The organism is Bifidobacterium sp. JNUCC 75, from assembly GCF_054819865.1.
Map to the genome: position 1 here is coordinate 575,320 of NZ_JBTHIF010000001.1, position 22,765 is coordinate 598,084.

Here is a 22,765-nt window from a genome sequence, read left to right on the forward strand (position 1 = left end):
ACATTCTAATCTTCGGATTCGACGGTGCCCGTATTCGGCTCAGCGCACCTTCAGACCGCCACCGGGGCCTTGATGGCGGGGTGGCATTGATAATCCACTACCTCGAAGTCTTCATACTGATAGGAGAAGATGGAGTCGGCCTTGCGGATGCGCATGGTCGGGTAGGGATAAGGATTGCGCGACAGCTGCTCCAGAACCTGCTCCACGTGGTTGTCGTAGATGTGGCAGTCGCCACCGGTCCAGATGAAGTCCCCAGGTTCAAGATCGGCCTGCTGGGCCATCATCAGGGTCAGCAGGGCATAAGAGGCGATGTTGAAAGGCACGCCCAGGAACATGTCGCAGGAGCGCTGGTAGAGCTGGCAGCTCAACTTGCCGTCGGCCACATAGAACTGGAAGAGCGCATGGCAGGGTGGCAGAGCCATGCTGTCAACCTGGGCTGGATTCCAAGCAGTGACAATCATTCGACGGGAGTCCGGATGGGTACGTATCAGATCCAGCACCTTGGCTATCTGGTCAATGGTGTGATGGGGATCCTCCGGCGTCGGTGCGGGCCAGCTGCGCCACTGGACCCCATAGACCGGACCCAGATCCCCGGTTTCCGGGTCGGCCCACTCGTCCCAAATATGCACGCGGTTCTCCTGCAGCCAGTGCACATTCTGCGATCCCTTCAGGAACCAAAGCAACTCGTAGGCGATTCCCCGGAAGTAGACCTTCTTGGTGGTGATCAAGGGAAAGGAATGCGACAGATCGAAGCGCATCTGCCGCCCGAACAGGGATATGGTGCCGGTCCCCGTCCTGTCGGACTTCAGGGTGCCCTCGCGCAGGATGGTGCGCACCAAGTCCTCATAGGGGGTGGGAATGTCCGAGTCGGGACGCTCAGGGATACGTGTACGAATACGCTGCAGTTCTTCGGGAGTCAAGGCCATGCGGCCATACTATCAAGTCCTCGGTCAGCTGAGCGCGCCCCGGTGACGAATTGCACAGTCCGGGTTAGATTGGAGGAACAGGTCCGGCCACAGGGTCGGATCCGGATGACGCACCCATTGGGTGCCGGACAAGGAGGAACAGATGGGCAAGAGACTTTGGGTCGAACGCGACAAGGACGGTACCTGGAACGCCTATGGCGACAATGGGGCCCACATCACCTTCGGCAAGGGCGAGGATCAGTTCAACCCGGGTGATCTGATGAAGATCGCCCTGGCCGCCTGCGGAGCCCTCTCCAGCCAGTTCGCCGTGGAGAGCGCCCTGGGCAAGGGCAAGGGGGCGAAAATCGTGGTGGACGGCACCTATGACTCCGACGACGACGCCTACCTGAGCTTCGACGAGCAGGTGGACGTCGATGCCACCTCGGCCAGGCTGGCCCAGGAGGATGCGGACAAGCTGGAGGAGCGGATCCGCCGCCATATTGCCAAGTCCTGCACTGTGGCGCATACCTATCAGCGGGAGACCCCGGTCAGGATCTCCGTCAAGGTTCGCCACTGATCTGATAGCCATAAAAGAGCGGGGATCCCCAGGTTCATTGAACTCCGGGGGTCCCTGCTCTTCGTCGATGTTGCCGTTGAATCGACCGCCTTACTCCTTATGCTCGGGATCGATGGTCGACTCCAGATCAGCCAGTTGCTCGGGTTTGGCCAAATCCACAGAAATCTTCTCCACTCCGGTGATATCGGCCACATCCGTGCTTTCTGCCGCGTCGGCTGCGGCTTTGAGACCGGATTCCTCGGCCTCCACATATTTGCGCGGCACCACGTAAACGGGGCTGACCGCATGCTGCAGGAGGCCCTGGCTGGTAGATCCCAGCAGGAGCCCAGTGAAGCCGCCGCGGCCCCGCGAGCCGACTACGACCACGTCATGAGTCTTGCTGGCCTGGGTCAAGGCCTCTACGGCAGACCCTGGCACCACGGTCTTGTTGATGCGCAGATCGGGATAGGTCTTCATGAGCGGAGTGATTCGGGTATTGAGATCATCCAGATAGGAGTCCATGACGCTGCGCTCCTCGGCCGAGCCCGTGCCGGTCAGTCCGGAGATATTGGGCACTGCCGACATCACATCCAGCTCGGCATTCCAGCTGTCAGCGAAAGCGGCGGCAATCTGCAATGCCTTAAGACCCCACTTAGACTCGTCGGAACCCACAGCAACCCGCTTGATGTCGTTGCTCAAATGCATCAGGTTGCCATCGTCATCGGTGTAGGGGACGACCACGATAGGGCAGTAGGCATAGGCGGGCAGGCTGGAGCTTGTGGTGCCCAGCAGCCGCTCAGCCAGGCCGCCCTTGCCCCGGTTTCCGATGACAATCAGCCGGTAGTTGCGGCTCAGCTCCACGAAGACCGAGGAGGGATCCCCCGTCACAATCAGCGTGGCTGCACCGACACCTTGTTCATCGGCGATGGCCTTGGCCTTTGAGAGAATCTCCTGGGCGTCGTTGTGAGCCGCTACGTCGTCTCCCATGGTGGTGTAGGTCGCGTCGAAAGAGACAGCCGCATAAGAGGGAAGGGAATATGCGCAGACGATTTGTAGGGTCAACCCTGCATGCTTAGCGTAGTTGGCGGCCCACCACGCCGCCTTGTAGCTGGCGTCCGAGCCATCGACGCCTACCAGAACAGCCTTGTCGTTGCTCATCCGACGACCTCCTTTAAACTTGGCGATGACAAACCGACACCGCTCTTTCTGCCAGAATATCGCATGCAGACCTTATCGATAAGTTGGCAAGGGCCAACACGCGAGGAACTTGGACTCTGAATATGCAAAACGCCCCACAAGGGGGCGTTGAGGTTACATGCACAAATGTGTCTCAGACCAGACGACGATACTCGAAAGCCCGATAAAGCTTCTCAACTGTTACGGTCCGACCGACATCCGGGGCATGAATCATGCGGCCACCGCCAACATAAATCCCCACATGGCTGCCCTCAGGGGTCACAATCAGGTCGCCAGGAGCAGGATCCGTGACCGGCACACCCACTGAACGTTGCGCATCGGCTGTGCGGGGCAGACCGATGCCGAAGTGAGCGAACACATACTGGGTGAATCCAGAGCAGTCAAAACCCGTGGCCGGATCGGTCCCACCAAACACATAAGGAACCCCCTGGAACTGAAGAGCATAGTTGACCACATCTGCGCCCCTGCCAGTGGCCGGCACTTCAGTGATTGTGCTGACTGTACTGCTACGAGCAGCCGAACGACTGACCTGCTGCGAGGACTGGTGCCGACTGGCTGCAGCCTGGGCCTGTTCCTGAGCCTGCTGGGCCTTGGCTTCCGCATCCTTCTCGGCCGGAGACTTGGTGGCAGGAACGTTCAAAGACTCGATGCCACCCCAGCTGCTGTCCTTTTCGACGGTAGTAGCCGTCGACTCGGTCAACAGGTCGGCACGCACCTTGCTGCCGGGGGTGAATGAACGCGACGAAGTGACTGCGGCTTCACTGCCGTCACTGGCCTGGGCCACGGCGGGTATACCGATGGAAAGCATGCCACAGATTGTGGCAGCTGCCATCATGCTCACATACTTGCGTGTCTTTTTCATTGGTCACAATTCTATCACGTATCGGGCACAGGGATCAAGCACAAGAGGACACGATCCGTGCAGTCAAGGATCAATAGTGGATGTAGTTCAGAGCGTGCACATTGGACAAGGTGCGAGAATATGTCTTTCCGTTCATGTTGGCACTGCACTCGGAGGTGACGATGGAACCGTCAGGATTGATCTTCTCCACGATGGCCACATGGCCATAGGTGGAATCCGAACCCTCCTGGCCGGCCTGGAAGACCACGATGTCGCCGACATTGCGCGGCGTATTGTCCACCCAATAGCCCAGGGTGCGTGCAGAGCCGGTCCAGTCCTTGGCATTGCCCATGTGCGAGCCCACCGGTAGTCCCAACTGGTGACGACGGACGTAGACCCACCAGGTGCATTGGCTGAACTCATAGGCGTTGCCCACATCTCCAGTGACATGGTTGGGATTGAACCCTGCCGGCAGTACTGATCGGTTGGCATCCATCAGCACAGCCACGACTGGATTGTTGGCCAGGGATTTGGACATCTGTCCGGCATCGAGTTCGGATTCGCCCAGCTCCCAGCTGCCCTCGTTGCGTTGCGAGGCCGTGGGCAGCGGCTGGCGGTAATCAGAACGGGAGACCCTTGCACCACCAGTTGCGCTGGAGGAGCCGGTAGAGGATGAGGGGGTGACCAAATTGATTGCGACACTGTCGGCCAAAGGCAAGGACCAGTCGCCCCGAGCCTGGCTGACCGCCATAGAGGAAGCGGCAGCACCGACCAGGACGGTCAGGGCCGAACCGGTCATGATATGAGAGCGACGGGCTGAGGCCTTGGCCGCCAGACGGATAGAACGACGGGTCCGAGGGGCTACCTCGTTGAGCTTGGCTGCCAGGGCATCATCAAGACCCTCAATGCCAGCTGCCTGGGTTATGCCCGACGGTCGACCGGTCGACCGACTGCCGACACCTGTGCCCCGCCTGGCCGAAGCCCCGTGCGCAGCATGCTTCATCTAGAATCACTCCCGTTTATGTTCCGACGCGACTTTCGTGCCGTACCACGAACCATCACAAGGGAACACCATAACGCAAGCGAGAATCCAGGCCAAATGACCTGAATTGTCCATACTGGTGTACTCAAGCATGGCTTCGGTGGTCGCTCATCTTCGACAACCACGGAATACTCTAGGATTATACGGACATAATGCGGACATGAGCAAACCCGCATGCGTGCCGTCCGCCACGGCGTGTCCCACAGTTTTGAACCCTGCATGGTCCACCCTGAGCGAACCGGACTCATACCAGATCAGACCGGAGTCGAGGCCAGGAGGAAGGATCCGCCGGCATCGTTGGAATCTTGAGGCATGGTGATGTCTACACGGCCGTCCTCGGAGGGAATGAAGAGGGCCCGCCCCTGGTCCAGTACACAGGACTGGTCAGCGGCCGTGCAACGGATCCGGCCATCAGTACAGACGATGATGCGTGGTCCACGGCGGGGAATCATCAGGTGGCGGGGCCCCAGACGCTCTATCAGATCCCCGTAGCGCTGCTGAAGCCTATTGAGCAGGGGCCAAGTGGCTCCACCCTCCTCCACATGCCCGTAGACCAGCATGTATTCGTTGATCTTGGGCCGGTAGGTCACCATATTGTGCATGATCAGGGTGGCGATCATGGAGCTCGATGGATCAATGGGGGCCGAAGGCTGGCAGTCCAGGCTACGCAGGAGGTTGGGAATGTCCCGATGTTTGGGGGTCATGCCGGCCCTGAGCACATTGTCGGAGTTGGTCATAATCTCTGCCGCAGTGCCGTGGATGTATGCGTGAGGGGTCCCGGCGGGGATATAGACCGAATCGCCCTCCTCCAGATCCACAGGGTTGAGCATAAGCAAGCAGAGCACAGCGGGGTCATCCGGAAAGGCTCGTGCGGCACACAGGGCATGGTCCAGCACGGCTCCCGCCCGCCTGGACCGCAGCCTCCCGGCAGCAGCCTCCAAGGCTTCCTCCAGGCCTCGGGCTGCTTCTGGCTCGGCAGTCACGGCAGCGTGGAAGGCCCGGAAGATACGTCGGCGGGAGTCCGGCCAAATCAGGGAGGAGACCGGCATCATGGCATCAGCCGCGGCAAAGCGGGCCGGAGGAACCCCCAGGTGGAAGGTGCGGGCGGTCAGCGCCTCGGTCATCAGCTCGGCCAGAGGGTGGTCTACGGCGCGCAGGAGAGTCAGCTGGGCGGAGATGGTCGCAAAGCCTACACAGGCCTGAAAAGGCTCCAGGGCCACTACCATTTCGTTCTTGGCCAGACTGTCGTGAAAGGAGCGGCTGGGATCGTCGTCAGGCACCCCCAGGGCATTTTCACGGTTGAAACCGGCCCGGGCTTCGAAATCCAAAGGATGCACCTGCAGAGACAGAGGAATGCGGGCCGAGATGATCTTGAACAAGTAGGGCAGGGTGGGGCCGAAGAGACGGGAGTCGCGCTCCCCCAGCATGGCCATGGGATCGCGGCGGATGGCCACGGTCAGAGGCAGCAGCGAACCGTCGGGCAAGGTCAAGGGCGAGGGGGATTCGGTGTGTCCGCTGAACCACATCTCCGCCAATGTATCCCCCGGGCATCCGTCTGACTCATCCAGATGGAACATGCGCTGCAGTCGGTCATATGAGCCCCAGGCGTAGTGCTTCTCCACAGCTTGGATCGGATACACGCACTCCCCTTTCCACGGGAAATCCCTCCATGGGCCGGTGCATACGAACCCACCAATCCCCGTCATGATAAGACAAGGGCCGAGGCCTGGGCAAGGCGAGGGGGTCGCCGCATGTCATTGCGAACGGTACAGTAAAGGTATGAAGCTGGCTCCCATTTTCGACCCGGATGCCCGCAGGCCTTCGCCTCGGCCCGTGCAGGTTGACCTGCGACGCATCTTCCTGCTCGGTACTGGCGCCTGGATTCTGGCCTTGGCCGTGGTGGGCATTCTGGCCCTGACCGGAATGACGGTCACCAAGCCTCTGATTGTCTGCCTATCCGGGGTTGGCGTTGGCATTCTGCTGTTGATTTGGGAGCATTTCAATCGCTGGGATTATCGCCGCCTTGCCCAGCAACCGGACCCTGAGCCAGAGGAAGCATCAGCGTAAATGTGCTCCCCTCTCCCGGCGCGCTCCAGACCGTGACCGAGCCATGGTGGGTCAGAGCCACATGCTTGACGATGGCCAGCCCTAGGCCGATACCTACGGCAGTCTCTTCACTCTGATTGTCGGCACGGTAGAAGCGCTCGAAGATCCTGTCTTGGTCCGCCTTGGATATGCCTCGGCCGTGGTCTACCACCCTGATGATTCCGTAGTGCCCATCCTTGGAGGCCTGTGCCACCAGGGAGACGGTAGAGCCTGAAGGCGAATAGGAGATAGCGTTCTCCACCAGCTTGGCCAGAGCCACTCTGATCTGCTGCCCGTCGCCATGAATCGTCAGCGGCTGGTCGCATCGCCATCGCAGGGTCACATGGGCCTGATCCGCTCCATTCTGCTCATCCTGCACCACTGCACGTATTTGCTCAGCTACGTCAAGCACATTCTCCCTGCTGGGCTTGATTCGCTCCTGAGCCCGAATCAGCAAAAGAAGATCCTTGAGCACATGCGCCAGATAGGCGCTGTATCGCTGGACAGAAGAGGCGTCCTTGGAAACGCTGCGCAGGTGGCTACGAAGAAGTTCTGGGTCATCCCCCTCCAGATGGGAGGTGGTTTTGAGCTGTGTCGCCAGCTCCTCCAGGGCCTGGACCGGCTTGAGCATCTGCTCGGATACATTGGTCATGAAAGCGTCCCTGGTCCGGACAAACCTGACCGAATCGCTCACGTCATCGATAAGCACCACCACCAAGGACCGGTCGATCCGCCCCACAGTGACCTTGAGCCAGTTCCTTCTGGAAACCGCCTGGGCCTGAACATGGGTCGCGTCCCCGGGATCCTCGGCCTCGTCGATATCCCAATTATCGGATTCCACGCTCTCAGCTGCGACATCCAGAGCGAATTCGGTAGGTGTTCGCGTAATCAGATTAAAGCTGCGTCGACCGCCCGAACGCCGTACCTGCGCGACAGCTTCGGTGATCTTCGGATTGGAGATCTCGTCGTTGCTGACGATTCCCAGCCTGTAGGCATCCGGGCTGGAGCGCACAACCTCGTCATCGCCATCGACCACAACGGTGGCGGCGGGGATAAGTGCCAGCAAGGCCTGGGTCGAGCCCTCCAAAGCCTCACCGTCGGCCTCTTCGCCATCCTTGCTCCGGTTGCCCATAAGGCTGCGCAGGCGGTCCATGAACCCTCTCATAAGGACTTCCCTCCAGTCCGGCGCCGACCCCGGACACTGCGACATCAACCAAGTCTCGTCGGCCGTTCCGGCTTTATTCTCGCATACCCGACAGTGATTGCCGCTCCAATGGCCCGACATTCTTCGGGGCTGGCTTTTTCTTGCCACCCTGGTCACATAGACTGTAGTCATATCGTTGACCGAGGCCGAAAGGGAAGAACAATGCGCGTGATTTTCAACGAGGAGCTGGGGCTGGTCGCCGACGATCTCGATCGGATGGCTGCCAAGGTTCGCGATGCCATCAAAAAAGCGGGACGGTCCCTGATGGACTGCGACGTGGAAACGGCCCAGGAAGTCATCGACGGGGATGCCGATATAGACAACCTCCAGGCCAGCATCATCGATCAATGCATCAGGCTCCTGGCCAAGCAGAGCCCTGTGGCCACTGATCTACGGGTGGTGGTCTCCACCCTGAGCCTGTCGGCAACCTTTGAGCGTATGGGAGACCTGGCCAGGCACATTGCTGAGACTGCAAGGCGCTCCTACCCTGAACCGACCCTGCCCGCCGAGGTCATTCCCCTGTTCAAACAGATGCAGGACTTTCTGGATGTCATGGCCGACCGTCTGGTTGAGATGCTCTCCGACAGGGACACGACCATAGCCGAGCAGATCATCGTCAGCGATGATCAGATGGATAAGCTCCACCAACAGACTTTCAGCTATGCCCTCTCAGACGACTGGAAGGGGTCCAGGCAGCAGCTGATCGACTTGATTCTGGTGGCACGGTTCATGGAGCGGCTGGGAGACCACGGCGTATCGGCGGCCCGCCGCGTGGTCTACATCGTCTCGGGCTTCGACCCCTCAAAAGACCCCAAAGATCTCGACCTCGATCTGGACTGAACATATATAGCAAAAGGGCTACTCATCACCTGACAGCTGGTCGGGTGGAGGCCCTTTTTACTTCCATAACTTCCAGGGAACACCAAAGGTGGTGCCCTCTACAAAAGCAAGGACACCACCTCAACAACTTTGGATGCTCTGTATCCAAAGTCCGGCTCACATCATCGGATGAATTTGGATGTCACTTTTGGCCCTGGGCCGCCACAGCAGCAGCACCGGCGGCGGCTGCCTCAGGATCCAGGTACTCGCCGCGAGGCTTGATGGGCTTGAAGTTCTCATCCAGCTCATAGACCAGGGGGATGGCCGTGGGGATGTTGACCTTGGCGATCTCGTCCTCGGTCAGGTTATCGAGCATCTTGACGATGGCTCTCAGCGAGTTGCCGTGGGCGGCGATCAGGACGGTCTTGCCGGTCTTGAGCTCAGGAACAATATCGCTCTCCCAGTAGGGGGTGACGCGCTTGACCACGTTGGCCAGTGCCTCGGCGCGGGGCACAGGAGCTCCGGCATACCGGGGATCGTGGGACTGCGAGTATTCGTCGTCAGGGTCGATTTCAGGCGGCGGGGTGGCATAGGAACGACGCCAAAGCATGAACTTCTCGTCGCCGTACTTCTCGCGGATCTCGGTCTTGTTCTTGCCCTGCAGAGCCCCGTAGTGACGCTCGTTCAGCCTCCAATCGCGCTTGACGGGGATCCAAAGGCGGTCGGCCTCGTCCAGGGCGATGTTGGCGGTGTTGATGGCGCGGCGCAGCAGGGAGGTGAAGACGATGTCCGGCAGAACACCCTTATCCTTGAGCAGCTTGCCGCCCTTGCGGGCCTCCTGCTCGCCCTGCTCGGTCAGCGGGACGTCCACCCAGCCGGTGAACTGATTGGTGTTGTTCCATGCGCTCTGGCCGTGCCTGAGCAATACTAGTTTGTAGGTCATACTGCAAATTCTAAGACTTAAGAGGGACTGTTCGGCGGACCTACAGCTACCCCAGTAAAGCGGTCGCTTAAAGCAGGCAGACACCCAGCCAGCAGAACCCTGTCAGCAGATCCGTATAGCCCGACAGCGCGAATGCCCTACTGAAGCGGTTCCGGCAGCTGGCCACTGTGGTGGCGATGGCCAAGGCCAGGACGGGCAACAGACAGAGCAGGCGAGGCCAAGCGGCGGCTAGGGAACCGCCGGACAGGGACCATGATTCGACGATTCCCAGAATCACAGCCAAGGCATAACAGGACCCCATCAGAATCAGCGTGCCTTTGGCTCCGATGAAGGAAGACAGCGTGTACTTGCCAGCCAGAGGATCCGCATCGATGTCACGATAGTTGTTGATCTCCAGAACAGGAATGCAGATAAGACCACCAACCAGCGCGCCGATGAACCCGTGGCGGTCGATGCTGCCAGTCTCCAGGTACTGGGTGGCCAGCACGCCCACCAGGCCGAAGAAAATCATGATGCTCAGCTCGCCCATGGCCCTATAGCCGTAAGGGTGTTTGCCACCCGTGTAGTACCAGGCACCCAGCAGACAGAAGATGCCGACCAGAATCATCCACCAGTGGCCAGTCACCCAGCAGAGAATCAGACCAGACAGGCAGGCCATAAGGATGTTGAGATAGGCAGACAGCAGGACCTTGCGAGGCTCCACGCCACCGGCCACGCCTCTTCTGGGCAGATCAGGCACCGAACCGTCAGCCCCGGCGCCTGAAAGACTGCTACGACCTTCGTCAGTACCCCTGATTCCGTCAAAGTAGTCATTGGCGAGATTGCAGGTGCTGTGGATGAACACAGCCGTCAGACAGCATAAGAGAGCAGTTAGCCAGAAGCGCACATCCGGCCCAAGCCCTTGGTTGAACAGTTGCCGGAGGGCCACCGCCGTGCCGATCAGAACCGGCGTGGGCGAGCAGAGCAAGGCCGAGGGTCGCAGCGCGTCCTTGTATTCCCGAAGTGTGATGAACATGATTGCCTGATTATCCACCAAATCGCTCGAAAGTCGGACCGCTCCCTTATGAGGGTATCAAGATTTTCATAGCTGCAGGAGTAGGCCCGCCGACCAACACAGGGCGGAGACCAGGGTGCCTTTACCCGCCATGCCAAAAGCCTTGGGCACCTGGCCACGAGCAAAGGCTCGACAAATCAGCAGAAAGACAACGGCCACTGGCAGGAGGATCAGCACAAGAGGGAAACCGGGCAGGCCACGTCGCATGACAGCAGGAACGAACTGAATCAGGCCCAGAACAAAGCTCAGGATGTAGACCAGATAAATGGAGATCGCCGCTGCGCGCGCCCCCACAAGAACTGCATATGTGTGCTTGCCGGCAAGGCGGTCGTCGTCCAGGTCACGGTAATTGTTGAGCATGAGCAGGCCCACGGCATTGAGCCCGCATACGCAGGCACCCAGGATGCCGGCGGCATCGACCCTATTAATGAGGAAGTACTCGGTACCCAGGGTGGCCACCAAACCGAAGAAGATGAAGACGCTGACTTCTCCCAGCCCGTGGTAACCATATGGGTGCGGGCCGCCCACGTAACACCAGCCAGCGATCAGGCAGCAGACCCCGACCAGGATCATCCACCAGTGGCCGGTCAGTGCCATGACGGCCAGACCCATCAAGCAGGTGAAGGCCGCCGAGATCATGGTGGCGTAAAGCACCTTCCTGGGCGGCACTCCGGCAGCCACAAGACGTCTGGGTCTGCCGGAGGTGGCCTCCTCGCCGCCACGGCCGGAATCAGTGCCGCGAACACCATCGGCATAGTCATTGGCGAAGTTGGCTGCGATCTGCATAGACAGGGCAAGCAGGACCAGCAAGACCACGATCAAGGCCAGTCGTCCCGGTGTGGCCGCCTTCAGGGCAGGGTCGACAGGCGTGGGCGAGCAGGAACTGGTGCACTGTTCCAAGAGCCGTGACCGCTCCAAGAGTGCAGCCGAAGCGCCCACGCAGACAGGCGCCACCGAGGCAGGCAGCGTCCGGGGACGCATGCCATCCATCCACAGCCTGATATTCATGACCGTCCCTCCCCTCTTATCATCTCAGACCAGCGGCTTGACCAGGGGGAAGGTGATGGTCTCGCGGATGGATGCACCGGTAAGGGCAATCAGTAGACGATCGATGCCCATGCCCATGCCGCCAGCGGGAGGCATGCCTACGCCCAGGGCCTCCAGGAAGTCCTCGTCAATATCCATGGCCTCGACATCGCCGCGGCTGGCCATCTTGGCCTGCTCGACGAACCGCTGCCGCTGGACCACCGGATCGTTGAGTTCGGAGTAGCCCGTGGCCAATTCGAACCCGCGAACATAGAGATCCCACTTCTCGACCACGCCCGGCTTGGTGCGGTGGGCCTTGACCAAGGGCGAGGTCTCGACCGGGAAATCGCGCACGAAGGTCGGCTCATACAGCTTGTCCTGCCAGAAGTGCTCCCAGAGGTGTTCGACCAGCTTACCGTGGTTTTCGGCAGGCTCCTCCTCCAGGCCCAGTTTGTCAGCGATGGTCCGCAGATGGTCCACGCTGGTCTGCGGGGTGATCTCCTCGCCCAAGGACTCGGAAAGGGACTCATACATGCTGATCTGGCGCCAATCACCGCCGAAGTCATACTGGCTGCCATCCTGCAGGGTCACCTTCAACGAACCAGCCGTGGCCATGACCGCCTTCTGGATCAGTTCCTTGGTCAGCTCCCCGATGGTGTCATAGGTGCCGTAGGCCTGATAGGCCTCCAGCATGGTGAACTCCGGGGCATGGGTGGCATCCACGCCCTCATTGCGGAAGTCACGATTGATCTCGAAGACCCGCTCAATGCCGCCCACCAGGCAACGCTTGAGGAAGAGCTCAGGGGCGATGCGCAGGTAAAGGTCGATGTCGAAGGCGTTCATATGCGTGGTGAATGGCCGGGCCGCAGCGCCGCCATGCACGGTCTGAAGCATGGGGGTCTCGACCTCCATGAAGTCGTGGTCCTCGAAGGTACGCCTCAGCGAGGAGACGGCCTTGGAACGGCGGCGGACCATGGCCCGCACATCCTCATCGGCGATCATGGCCAGGTAGGGCTTGCGGGTGCGCTGCTCCTCACTCAGTTCCTTATGCAGGGCTGGCAGTGGCTGCAGGGCCTTGGCCGCGATGTTCCACTCAGTGGCGAAGACGGAGAGCTCGCCGGTCTTGGAAGCGACCACGCGGCCGCGCAGGTAGAGGTGGTCGCCCAAGTCGACCAGCTGCTTGAATCGCTTCAGAGAATCAGCACCTATCTCACGCTTGGAGATCATGCCCTGGATGCGGGTGCCGTCGCCCGCCGCCAGCTGGACGAAACAGAGGCCGCCGCCGTTGCGCAGGAAAAGGACTCGGCCGGCGATGCCAACTACATCCTCGGTCTCCTGGCCCGGCTCAAGGCGGTCCTGATACTTGCGCCGCACATCCTCGATGCGGTCGGTCACATCCAGATGGACCGGGTAGGGTTCGATGCCCTCCTTAAGCATGAGCGCCCTCTTGGCCACACGCATGCGCACCTGTTCGGGATGGCCTTCAGCGCCGTCCGTCAGGTTGCCGGGATCGATGGCGTCATCCAACTGGGCGCCCTGATCAATCTTCTCTGTGATGGCCATATCCTGCTCGAGCAGTGCCTGAGCGCGCTCGACCGTCGTCAGACGAGGGGTTTCTTCCGATGAGTCATTCATAAATCGCTATTTTACGCATGAGCCGGTACTTGGCCCTTGCACCGCCGAGCGGCAAGCAGTTGGGACTCCGCGCCGCGCAGACGATGGCGTTTGGCCGACGGTACGTGTACTATATAGAACGTTGTCACGGGGTATAGCGCAGCTTGGTAGCGCGCTTCGTTCGGGACGAAGAGGCCGGGGGTTCAAATCCCCCTACCCCGACAAATTATCCTGGTCCGAATGGGCCGGGATTTCAACGTTTAGAGCACATCACGCAGCCGGCGAAACCGATTTTGAGCGCACTTTGCAGCAGCAACTCGTTCATCGACTCCCCCTCCCCGAATCCAGGTCATCGTCGAACAGATCCACATACGCATCCAAGGTCATCGCGGTCGACGTGTGCCCCAGCTACCGCTGGATGGCCTTCACGTTCGCCCCGCTCTTGACCATCAGGCTGGCCGCCGTGTGTCGTAGGTCATGGATGGTCATCCGTTCAACCCGGCCGCATCGCACGCGCGGGCGAACCACTTGCCGCCGTCCTTCGGCGACACCGACTTCACGTATCCATGGAAGCTCCCCCTGAACTCAATCTCGTGGTGTCTCCATTTCCATCGCCTCATTGGGATCATGCAGAGCGGCTATATCGAAATCTTCCGGATGAGCCGCAACCTGATCCAGCTTCTCAGCTTTACCCTTTTGTTCTTCGGTTTGCCGGCTTAGCTGCAATGCTTGCTCTAGCCTTGAGGCTGGATTGAGATTGAAGACTCGGCACAGCGCTATAAACTCACGCAAAGAAGGCGACCCATGCCTGCAATTGAAAAGGTCGCTGACTCTTGGCGCACTTACGTCAATGGCACGAGCGAGCGCGCAGTCGGATATTTGAAACGGTGACTCATCTCGCTTTTCGGAAATAAGTCTCATACCCGTAATATCAGTCAGTGTCCAAACGCGCGCGTACTTTGTCATGGCAATCAGATCAGACATGTAACAGCTTTTTATAAATCGCAACGCGAGTTTAACATAGTAAAAGAATGCTCTTATAGACTTGCTGCTCGGGCCATAGACGTGCTTCGCAAAACGGCACTGACAAACAAGCAATCCAAAACCGAACTGACATCAGCGCTGCACATAGCCAGGCCCACATTGAACGCCCGGTTTAAGCCGGCGACATGATGCTCAGCAAGTTCATACAGCAGTCAAAAGAAGTCGGTGTCGATCCATGCGAAGCACTCAATGACTGCGACGGGGAGTCTCCGGCATCATCATTGCTCGCAGGGAAGGAGAAGCGATGAAAAGGCTGGTCTTGCCCAAATCTTTTTGACGTGCTCGCGGATCTTGACGACGTGATAAGGGCAGATCGTCATTGCTGGGCGACCAGAGCCTCTGAAACAGGAGCAACCCGTGCCCTTTCTGCGTCATGCTGGTCGGCAGGGGCTTCCACCCTCGGCGGCTCCTTCCACAACGGGCGCTGCACGCTGTCCAAGCCGTGGCCCGACGAGGTCATCCAGCCGTACCGGCAGGTCTGGGAACACATCCTGGGCAACCACAGGCCAGGGACCTTCGTGCCCGGCAAGACCGCGTTCCCCTCCTCGTGGAGCGAGAAGCGCGTCAGGCATGAGGTCCTGGAGACCGTGGCGGCACCCGACCTTGTCAGGAGCATGAAGGACGGGAACCGGGAGGAAAGGTATAGGCTGGTCGGTGAGGAGATCATCCGCGTGTGGCTGCGGAAGAAACGGAACACCCGCGGACGATACATGATCAACACTGCGTTCCCGACGGTGGGCGAGGAAAAGGAGATGGCATGACGACTGATCAGGAAGCAGCACAGGCTTTCCGCCGGCTGAGGCCCTACCTAGCGCCGGTCATGGACGAGTGGGAGCTCATCGCGCTTGACGGCGGTTTCGAGGCCGGGGAGCCGTATTTCGCCTTGTCCTACGCCGTGGCGTCCATCCCCTCGTACCAGGTGGACGTCCCCCGTGACGTGCTCGTGCAGGCGTTCTCCTGCCTCAACGAGGACGACCGTCAGGAGTACGCGGACATCCTGAAGGGCGCGAGGGCGTAACCCGGGCACACTTGTAATTGCTTTCCAGGCCATCCCTTACCGGGGTGGCCTTTTCCATGCCCCGACGGGCCATCGAGTTTTCCGCGGACCCCGCATGCTGCGTCGCTAATCGTGCGTCCGATTACCAAGGAGCAACCATGCCCATGCATTTCATCCATCGTTTAGACAGGCTCCACATGCGTCTGGCCGACTCCCCGCAGGGGGAAGCCGGTTCCGGCGGAGGCCAGCCCAGTCCGGAAGCCGGCATCGACCCGGATAACACGGGGATCCTCGCACAATCTGAGACTCAAGGCACAGCGACAGCCACCTCCAGCATCTACGCAGTACGATACGGCTCCTCGGAAGGCGACCAGGCGGTCACCGGCTTGACCAACGGGGGCGTCAACGTGCAGGATCGGGGCCAGCTGCAGGACAAGCCCGCCTACCGCATCCGCATCGAGTTCTTCGTCGGGCTGGCCGTTTTCGGTTGCAAGGCCGCCGCACGCCTGAATGGGGTCATCAATGGTAGCAGGAAGACCGCCGGCGCAGCTGCCAAGAAGCGAGCTGAAGCGGAGCCGACCCTGGCCGTCACACCAAACGAGCCCGTGCAGGAGGTCACCGCCCAGGAGCCCGACAAAGAGAAGGAGCCGCCCGCGGCCCCCGAATATTCCGCGGCGGTTGCGCCCGCCGGCCGTTACGAAGCTTTTGAAGACGGATGTATGTAAGAATATTAACCTCGCTATTCTCTTTCTCTTCTTAAAAAGCAAAAGCGATTCTCGTTTTTCTCGCGTTTTATAAGTTCAAGGATCACAGCCCCGACGATTCTGAAATTTCCTGCTGCATTAATATTGGGGTTCCTCGGCACATAATAACCAATCACCAACATTCAGGTGTAGCATATAAACAAATATTCTGTTCAAAGGAGCATAATGCGGATCTTAGCCTTTGACCTCAAGGGACTTCGTTTATACGACAAGGGCGCACTACGCATGATCCTGTTCGCCGAGGATAGGATTACCGATGGCAGCTTCACCCATCGCCTTCAGGGCACCACCTCACCGCTTGGCATCGTTACAGCCATTGGCATCTCCGGCATCAATGCCTCCGGCAAAACCACTGATCTACGCCTACTTTCTCTAATCATCAACATTGCCAGGGGCGCCTCATTGGGTACTCAACGCTCCACCATCGATTCGCTGATGGACATTCTTGAGCCTACGATTACAGCACGCATTATCTTCGAAGAAGACGGCGATGCTTGGCTACTCAATGCCACACTTCGACGCGCAGGTCAGAACGAGGCCACCGCCGACTCTCCCTTGGTTTTTGAAAAGGAACGGCTGTGCCAGTATGCGGGCAGAAGCCTGAGCAAGATTCGTTTGAGAAGAACCATTGATGGCGATGAAGAATCCTGGGTGACTGTAGCGACTCGGGGAATGAACAAGTCCGGCGACGAAAAGGAGCTGGCTGAGGACGTCAAGAGATTCTTACCCCCCGATCGCTCTCTGATGAGCGGGATTTTGCGGGCCAAGGAGACCATGGTCACCATCTGTCTGCAAAATCCGCTGCAAATGTCCATTCCCGTCACTCCTCCATCCCAAGTGGTGCGCCTATTCGATCCGACCATCGAACACTTAGAAGTAAGCGATCACCAATTCCATATCAAGTTCCGCAACGAAAAGCTTGAACGTAATTGTGATCCCTCACAAGCTATGGCCATGATATCGGCGGGAACATTTCGCGGAACATCCCTGGCGCAGCATGCTATCGAAACACTTGCACAAGGAGGCTACCTACTATTCGACGAAATCGAAAACAGCATAAACAAGCAGTTGGTATTCGCCATCATCGATTTGTTCTCCTCTCCCGCCACTAACCCGCATGGGGCAGTACTCGTTTTTTCTACGCACTACCCTGAATTGCTGGATCATTTCACCAGAAAGGACAACATCTGGTTCGCTGTCAGACATGAGAACGCGGGATTCCAACTGGTCAGATACAACAAACTTGTCACACGCGGTGAACTGAAGAAGAGCGTTCAGTTCATGTCAGGTGCCTTGCAAGGAACGGCACCCTCAGCCGCTTCCATTAGCGACCTGCGGAGCTACGTCAAGGATACGGTTCATGGGTAGTCAAGCAATATATAACCAACCTACCTTGGTTATCTGCGAGGGATCTGCCGAAAGCGTCATCTTTGAACTCCTGCTGGCAGAAGGAAAACTGATCATTCCTAAAGATTCGCTTATTGAGGATCCGCAGACTGGTCGGCTTTATACCCGCTGCCGGAAGGATAGGGATATCGAGGAACGGTTCCTTTCCGTTACTTATGGTTCTTCGTGCGTGAATATCGTCCGTATTATTGACTCGCCAAATGAGCGCTTTCACTTGTCGCCTCTGTACCAGTCTAAAGCCCGTGTATTTACACTGACTACCCGTCCGGAGATCGAGATCCTGGCCATCATCAAAGAGGGGGCTTATAGGGCCTGGACGCATGTCAATAACATGAAACCCAGCGAATTCTGCAAGGAGAAACTGGGGTTGCGCAAGATCAAGCAGTATGCTTTCCTACGCCGATATTGGAACGATGCGGATGAGCTCTGCCGTGTCATTGAGCAGTGCCGAAGAAACCATCACTTCCAAAACCATGAGCGATGTTTGGCCGAGATACTCGTTGATTATTCAGACAGCTGCACCGAGCAGGTGTGACCTAGGCGACATAGCCGACTAAAGTCCATCAAAGACCATCAGCCTAGACTGATAGATAGAAGCGACCAGGCGCTAGAGCTCCACGAGGAACCGGCACCTACAGATACCCTGACAGCAAGGGAGCCAAATGAGCCAGGACCAGACACCGATTTTAGGCAGCAGGCAGAAAGAACCCCAACAGTCCTACATGCAACCGGACGGCACCTTCGACACCCAAGCCTTCCTCGACGGTCTGGATGCCATCTTCAGCGCCGGCAAGGCTCGCGACGAAGCTGAACCCTACCTGCAACAGGCGCTGGTGGATGCGGAGAATGCAGGCGATGATGCCGGACTGCTGACTGTACTGAACGAGACCATAGGATTTTACCGGTCCCAGGGCCGCCACCAAGAGAACATGTGGATGATCCAGCGGGCCATCGAGCTTGCCTCCCGAATGCGCATCGAGGGGTCCGATGCCTGGACGACCACCCTGATCAATGCAGCCACAGGTCTGCGGGCAGCCAAGAAGTACGACCAGGCTGAAGACCTCTACCGGCAGGCGCTTGCCTCCGCAGCCAAAACCCTTGGGCCCAAGGACCGGCGGCTGGCGGCCCTGCACAATAACCTGTCCATGCTCTACAGCGAAACCGACCGGCCCGACCAGGCCGAACAGGAGCTGCGCCAGGCCATGAACATCCTGGAGAATTCCAGTACTGATCCATCCCGGGATCTGGATCTGGCCTCCACCCACACCAATCTGGCCCTCCTGCTCATGCAGCGCAACGACAATCCGCAGGCTCTGCAAGAGGCCTGGGACCAGGCCCGCACAGCCCTGGACATCTATCGAACCGGCCACCTGGAAAACAGCGCACATTATGCCTCGGCCCTGGCTGGCTTCGCCCAGGTCTGCTACATGACCGGTCGCTTCAGGCAGTCGGCAGACACCTACCGCAAGGCCCTGGCCATCATTGAGGACCGGTACGGCAAGGGTAGCGACTACTACCAGATCACCAAGGCCAATCTGGACCAGGCCCAGACCGCTGCCGAGGAAAACGAGGACAAAGACCTACCCGACCAGACTGGCGAAGTAGCATCCAGCCAGCCGAAGACCGGCACAAACCAGACCCCGACCAGGAATCAGAACGATGACAACGATCAACATGACTCCCGCCCGGATATTCAAGGGCTGGACCTGGCCAAGGCTTACTGGGAGCAGGTGGGCCGTCCCATGCTGGAGGAACGTTATCCCCAGTATCGCAACCGGATCGCCGTGGGCCTGATGGGCCATGGCTCGGACTGCTACGGCTTTGACGATGCCATCTCCCGGGATCACGATTTCGGCCCCGGCTTCTGCCTGTGGTTGACCAGCGAGGATTACCAGGCCATCGGCGACCAGCTGCAGAAGGACTATGAGGCCTTGCCTACTGAGTTCATGGGATTCGGTTCGCGGACCGACAGCGTCAGAGCAAAGGGGGACAACCGCCGCGTGGGCGTCTTCGAGATCGGCGCCTTCTTCGAATCCCTGACCGGCTACCGGCAGGCGCCCCCGGAAGATCACCCCCACGAGTGGCTGCTTTTGGATGAGGCTACGCTGGCGGCAGCCACTAATGGCAAGATTTTCGCGGATCCTCTGGGACGGATGCTAGCCACCCGGCAGGGGTTCAAGGCCATGCCCGACAATGTGCGCTTCTGCCTGATCTCCCGCCGGCTGGGCATGATTGCTCAGGCGGGCCAGTACAACCTGCCGCGGAGTCTGCAGCGGGGTGATGGGGCTGCAGCCATGCTGTCAATCGACGAATTCGTCAAAGCCTGCGCCTCCCTGATCTTTCTGATCAACAATCCGCTGACAGTCGGTTATCTGCCCTACTACAAGTGGACCTTCGCGGCCCTTCGCCGACTGAGCGGACGAATGGCCACCAGGCTGTCCGACCTGACCGAGCACCTGGAGGACATCCTACGCCTGGCTTCGGCTGCCTGCTACGGGGGGCAAGGCTTTGGCGAAGGCGGCAAGGGAGCTCGGCCGGCCGCCGAACGCATTACCAAGCTTGTAGAGTCCATCTGCGCAAGAATCGTAGAAGAGTTGCAAGCGGAGGGCTTGACCAACAGCCCGGAAACCTTCCTGGAATGGCAGCGCCCCTATGTCGAGGCCCACATTTCCAGCGACGATCCGGTTCTGCACAGCATCTGAAAGGAGCCAAGGATGGCAAACGACAAGCAATGTCAGGATGATGAGTCCTTGCGTGAGGGGATCGTCCGCCACGAATGGGAACAGTTCCAGCAGGTCAACAACGAGGGTGGCCCGGCCAACTGTCAGGGCAACTGGCCCATGTTCCATCAGATGCGCCTGAGCCAGTTTCTGACCTGGCCTCATCCCCTGCTGGCCAGTTATGCAGACGATCTGGATCAGGCTGACGCACAGGGACGCAACCTGCTGACCGAAAAGTATGGGCGGATGATGGAATCCACCGCCCCGGACCAGTACCACAGCAGCATTGCCCCCTACCTGCCCAGGCTGGGCCTGGATCGCCAGGAGCAGCAGGAGCACATCATCGACCGGCAGGTGGCCTGGGCCAAGGACTTCCGCGAGCGCTACCCCCGTCTAGGTCAGGAGATGCGAGTCCTGCGCACCAGTGAAGACACTCCGGAGGCCACCTCCTTCGAAACCTATCTGCGTGGCGAACTGGGCACCTATTCGGCCAGGACGCTGGATCTCTACCAATCCATGGTGGGCCAGATCGAGGCCCGGGGCGGCAACCTGACCGAGGAAACCATCCTGGCCACAGTGCAGATGAACGGCTTTGAAACCCTGGACGAAGCCGAACAGGCCCAGAACTGACCACCTGAACCACAATCATGAGGTCTATCTCTGCAACCAGTCGTGCTGTCGGGTAGAGTTGACGGGTGCAAAAGCTGAAACGGGCGGGTTTCACCGCCGCCTCCTTTGTGGTCATCCTGTTGGTCATGCTCCTTTTGGGCCAAGCCATGACGCCGGACTGGCGGGTAGAACCCTACCGCGACCATCTGCAGGTCTCGACCCGCTCCACTGCCGTCGCTTCGAGTTTGGGCCCCACGACCCCTGAGGGCACCCACCCAGTCAGGGAGCAGAAAATCAGCATCACTTTGGCTGGCGGAGTTCGCATCCAGGCCATCGTCAGAGAGCCAAGCGACCACAAAGGCACAGGACCAGCCTGCCTGTTCATCCATGGCGCCGGAACAGGCAAATCCTCCGAAGTATTTGGCGACCTGGCTTCAGCCATGGCCTCAGCCGGCATCACCACACTGGTGCCCGACAAGCGTTTGGACACCTACACCACCTTCCATCGCGACTACCAGGCCATGGCCGCCGACTACGGGCGTTCCCTTGACCGTCTGCGATCCTGGCCGGGCGTGGATCCAACCAAGGTGGGCCTGTACGCCGAGTCCGAGGGCACTTGGATATCGTCCATCATGACCGCCAAGGATCCCAGCATCGCCTTCTCCATCCTGACTTCGCCTCCCGTCTACCCGGGACGACGGCAGATGGCCATGGCGGCCACCAGCTATTTGGACTTGATTGGCGCGCCTAAGGGGATTCGCAACGTTATACCGCGTCTCATGGGCATGGACTTGTCCCTGCTGGGCCTGGAGTACGCCGACTTCCCCTCTCTGCCCTATCTGGATCAGCTGCGGATGCCGGTCATGATCAACTTCGGCACCATGGATGTCTCCATGCCGGTAGAGCAGGGTGCGCGCGAGATCATCCGCAGAACACATGCGATCGGCAACGACAACGTGACCCTGCGCTACTACCCCACCAACCATCAGATCCGCACCGGCAGCCGGCTGGCCAAGGCCGGGTTGCCCCTTGAACCCAGATATACCCATAATCTGGAAGACTGGATCAACGCTGTGGCTATGGGCACCAAAGCCGATCAATGGTCAACGCCTATGATTGCCGGCAGCCAGCCCCATCAGCTCAATCAAGTGCCCAAGCACACGAATACAGGGTTGATACCTTCGCTGACCGCCCTGTTGACTCTGATGGCCAGTGGTCCCATTCTGCTGGCTGTCGCCCTTCTATCTGCCTTGATTGGAGCCTTGAGCTCACATCTGCGGGCTCGAGGCAAAGACCACCGACAGTCAGGTTTCAGCAAAGGCCTGACCGGACGGCTCTGGTCGCTAGGCCTGCTAGCCGTAGGACTTATGGCTGCCCTGCTGGCCTATGCCTTTACTGTGGTCCGCCAGGCGCTAGACCTTATGCATCTGTCATCGATGATGGCATCATGCTGGCCCCTGTTGTCCGTCCTGTGTCTGGTACTCATCCTGCTCTTGGCGAGTACCCTGACCTCTGTCTTCAGCCGATCTGACGGCAAGCCAGCTGTTGCCGGGGCTGGCCACTGGTTGACCCTGGCCCTGACCCTGCTGGGGTCTCTGACCATCCTTGGCAGCCTGATCTTCTGGAATATCCTGGTCTTTTGAGACAGAGCGGGTGCGCCTTGCTGATGCCAGCCAGGCTAATACAGACGCGCCAATCAGCACCACGCCCAGGGCGGCAAAAATCAATGGAATAATCCGCTGCCAGGGTATGACTATGGTCAGATCCGTACCGTAACGCAGAAAGACCAATCCTAAAGCCAACATGGTCAGAGCCAAAAGTCCAACCAGGGCGCCAAAAATGATGGTCGGCAGGCTGGGGCCGCTAGGACGGACCGGCTCCGGCGGCTGCATCCGAACCTGATATATCGGGGGTGCCTGCGATTCAACCGGCATGACC

At 59.2% G+C, this 22,765-nt stretch carries 22 protein-coding genes, 1 tRNA gene and 1 pseudogene; 12 read left to right on the plus strand and 12 right to left on the minus strand.

Translation table 11 applies throughout. The features are described from left to right. Positions 1–50: 50 nt before the first annotated feature. Entirely contained in the window at positions 51–926 is an 876-nt protein-coding gene (locus ACVWNW_RS02425) for a thymidylate synthase (RefSeq protein WP_454482829.1), read from the minus strand. Positions 927–1,068: 142 nt separating this feature from the next. Here ACVWNW_RS02425 and ACVWNW_RS02430 point away from each other — a divergent pair, with 142 nt between their 5' ends. Beyond that, positions 1,069–1,482: an OsmC family protein gene (locus ACVWNW_RS02430; protein WP_144178513.1), complete on the plus strand. Its 414-nt coding sequence runs from the start codon at positions 1,069–1,071 to the stop codon at positions 1,480–1,482. A gap of 90 nt (positions 1,483–1,572) precedes the next feature. Here ACVWNW_RS02430 and ACVWNW_RS02435 read toward each other — a convergent pair whose 3' ends face one another. The 4 genes from ACVWNW_RS02435 to manA form a co-directional block, all read right to left on the minus strand. Further along, the gene (locus ACVWNW_RS02435; protein WP_046323252.1) at positions 1,573–2,619 is read right to left on the minus strand and encodes a universal stress protein; all 1,047 of its coding nucleotides are present in this window, start codon (positions 2,617–2,619) and stop codon (positions 1,573–1,575) included. Positions 2,620–2,791: 172 nt separating this feature from the next. Beyond that, positions 2,792–3,520: a C40 family peptidase gene (locus ACVWNW_RS02440; RefSeq protein WP_198191428.1), complete on the minus strand. Its 729-nt coding sequence runs from the start codon at positions 3,518–3,520 to the stop codon at positions 2,792–2,794. A gap of 70 nt (positions 3,521–3,590) precedes the next feature. Then, entirely contained in the window at positions 3,591–4,502 is a 912-nt protein-coding gene (locus ACVWNW_RS02445; RefSeq protein WP_454482832.1) for a CHAP domain-containing protein, read from the minus strand. 293 nt (positions 4,503–4,795) lie between these two features. Beyond that, a complete protein-coding gene (gene manA, locus ACVWNW_RS02450; RefSeq protein WP_454482834.1) occupies positions 4,796–6,181 on the minus strand; it encodes a mannose-6-phosphate isomerase, class I in 1,386 nt (461 codons plus the stop codon). Between the two features lie 139 nt (positions 6,182–6,320). Here manA and ACVWNW_RS02455 point away from each other — a divergent pair, with 139 nt between their 5' ends. Beyond that, positions 6,321–6,608, plus strand: a complete 288-nt coding sequence (locus ACVWNW_RS02455; protein ID WP_046323256.1) for a hypothetical protein — start codon at positions 6,321–6,323, stop codon at positions 6,606–6,608. Here ACVWNW_RS02455 and ACVWNW_RS02460 read toward each other — a convergent pair. Continuing rightward, complete coding sequence (locus tag ACVWNW_RS02460) at positions 6,541–7,791, minus strand: sensor histidine kinase (RefSeq protein ID WP_454482836.1); 1,251 nt, start codon at positions 7,789–7,791, stop codon at positions 6,541–6,543. The two genes, ACVWNW_RS02455 and ACVWNW_RS02460, sit on opposite strands and share 68 nt — an antisense overlap. A gap of 201 nt (positions 7,792–7,992) precedes the next feature. On the opposite strand from ACVWNW_RS02460, the gene phoU reads away from it, so the two are divergent. Next, positions 7,993–8,670: a phosphate signaling complex protein PhoU gene (gene phoU, locus ACVWNW_RS02465; protein ID WP_046323257.1), complete on the plus strand. Its 678-nt coding sequence runs from the start codon at positions 7,993–7,995 to the stop codon at positions 8,668–8,670. A 181-nt stretch (positions 8,671–8,851) separates the two neighbouring features. Here phoU and ACVWNW_RS02470 read toward each other — a convergent pair whose 3' ends face one another. The 4 genes from ACVWNW_RS02470 to lysS all read right to left on the minus strand — a co-directional run bounded on the left by ACVWNW_RS02470 (position 8,852) and on the right by lysS (position 13,307). Continuing rightward, the gene (locus ACVWNW_RS02470; RefSeq protein ID WP_024626731.1) at positions 8,852–9,592 is read right to left on the minus strand and encodes a phosphoglyceromutase; all 741 of its coding nucleotides are present in this window, start codon (positions 9,590–9,592) and stop codon (positions 8,852–8,854) included. Between the two features lie 67 nt (positions 9,593–9,659). Then, positions 9,660–10,607 carry a 1,4-dihydroxy-2-naphthoate octaprenyltransferase gene (gene menA, locus ACVWNW_RS02475; RefSeq protein ID WP_454482839.1) on the minus strand — a complete coding sequence of 316 codons (948 nt, stop codon included), beginning with the start codon at positions 10,605–10,607 and terminating at the stop codon, positions 9,660–9,662. A gap of 66 nt (positions 10,608–10,673) precedes the next feature. Next, a complete protein-coding gene (gene menA, locus ACVWNW_RS02480) occupies positions 10,674–11,654 on the minus strand; it encodes a 1,4-dihydroxy-2-naphthoate octaprenyltransferase (RefSeq protein ID WP_454482841.1) in 981 nt (326 codons plus the stop codon). A gap of 24 nt (positions 11,655–11,678) precedes the next feature. Next, on the minus strand, positions 11,679–13,307 hold the full coding sequence (gene lysS / locus ACVWNW_RS02485) for a lysine--tRNA ligase (protein ID WP_454482843.1): 1,629 nt from the start codon (positions 13,305–13,307) through the stop codon (positions 11,679–11,681). Between the two features lie 127 nt (positions 13,308–13,434). On the opposite strand from lysS, the gene ACVWNW_RS02490 reads away from it, so the two are divergent. After that, a tRNA-Pro gene (locus tag ACVWNW_RS02490) sits at positions 13,435–13,508 on the plus strand. 99 nt (positions 13,509–13,607) lie between these two features. On the opposite strand, the pseudogene ACVWNW_RS02495 reads toward ACVWNW_RS02490, so the two are convergent. Both ACVWNW_RS02495 and ACVWNW_RS02500 read right to left on the minus strand, forming a co-directional pair. Further along, positions 13,608–13,778 (minus strand): annotated as a pseudogene (locus ACVWNW_RS02495) (tyrosine-type recombinase/integrase); the annotation flags it as partial. A 93-nt stretch (positions 13,779–13,871) separates the two neighbouring features. Then, complete coding sequence (locus tag ACVWNW_RS02500) at positions 13,872–14,270, minus strand: helix-turn-helix domain-containing protein (RefSeq protein WP_454482845.1); 399 nt, start codon at positions 14,268–14,270, stop codon at positions 13,872–13,874. A 338-nt stretch (positions 14,271–14,608) separates the two neighbouring features. On the opposite strand from ACVWNW_RS02500, the gene ACVWNW_RS02505 reads away from it, so the two are divergent. From ACVWNW_RS02505 to ACVWNW_RS02540, 8 genes are all read left to right on the plus strand, one after another. Next, positions 14,609–15,091, plus strand: coding sequence for a hypothetical protein (locus tag ACVWNW_RS02505; protein WP_232348708.1), 483 nt, complete (start codon positions 14,609–14,611; stop codon positions 15,089–15,091). Continuing rightward, positions 15,088–15,348 carry a hypothetical protein gene (locus ACVWNW_RS02510; RefSeq protein ID WP_454482849.1) on the plus strand — a complete coding sequence of 87 codons (261 nt, stop codon included), beginning with the start codon at positions 15,088–15,090 and terminating at the stop codon, positions 15,346–15,348. The genes ACVWNW_RS02505 and ACVWNW_RS02510 overlap by 4 nt, the downstream gene beginning before the upstream one ends. A gap of 137 nt (positions 15,349–15,485) precedes the next feature. After that, entirely contained in the window at positions 15,486–16,052 is a 567-nt protein-coding gene (locus ACVWNW_RS02515) for a hypothetical protein (protein WP_454482850.1), read from the plus strand. A gap of 204 nt (positions 16,053–16,256) precedes the next feature. Further along, positions 16,257–17,459, plus strand: coding sequence for an AAA family ATPase (locus ACVWNW_RS02520; protein WP_454482851.1), 1,203 nt, complete (start codon positions 16,257–16,259; stop codon positions 17,457–17,459). Beyond that, complete coding sequence (locus ACVWNW_RS02525; RefSeq protein ID WP_454482853.1) at positions 17,452–18,033, plus strand: hypothetical protein; 582 nt, start codon at positions 17,452–17,454, stop codon at positions 18,031–18,033. The genes ACVWNW_RS02520 and ACVWNW_RS02525 overlap by 8 nt, the downstream gene beginning before the upstream one ends. A 127-nt stretch (positions 18,034–18,160) precedes the next feature. Then, a complete protein-coding gene (locus tag ACVWNW_RS02530; RefSeq protein WP_454482854.1) occupies positions 18,161–20,200 on the plus strand; it encodes a DUF4037 domain-containing protein in 2,040 nt (679 codons plus the stop codon). A gap of 12 nt (positions 20,201–20,212) precedes the next feature. Continuing rightward, entirely contained in the window at positions 20,213–20,848 is a 636-nt protein-coding gene (locus tag ACVWNW_RS02535) for a DUF4125 family protein (RefSeq protein WP_198229609.1), read from the plus strand. Between the two features lie 65 nt (positions 20,849–20,913). Beyond that, positions 20,914–22,470, plus strand: coding sequence for an alpha/beta hydrolase family protein (locus ACVWNW_RS02540; RefSeq protein ID WP_454482858.1), 1,557 nt, complete (start codon positions 20,914–20,916; stop codon positions 22,468–22,470). Positions 22,471–22,765 lie beyond the last annotated feature (295 nt).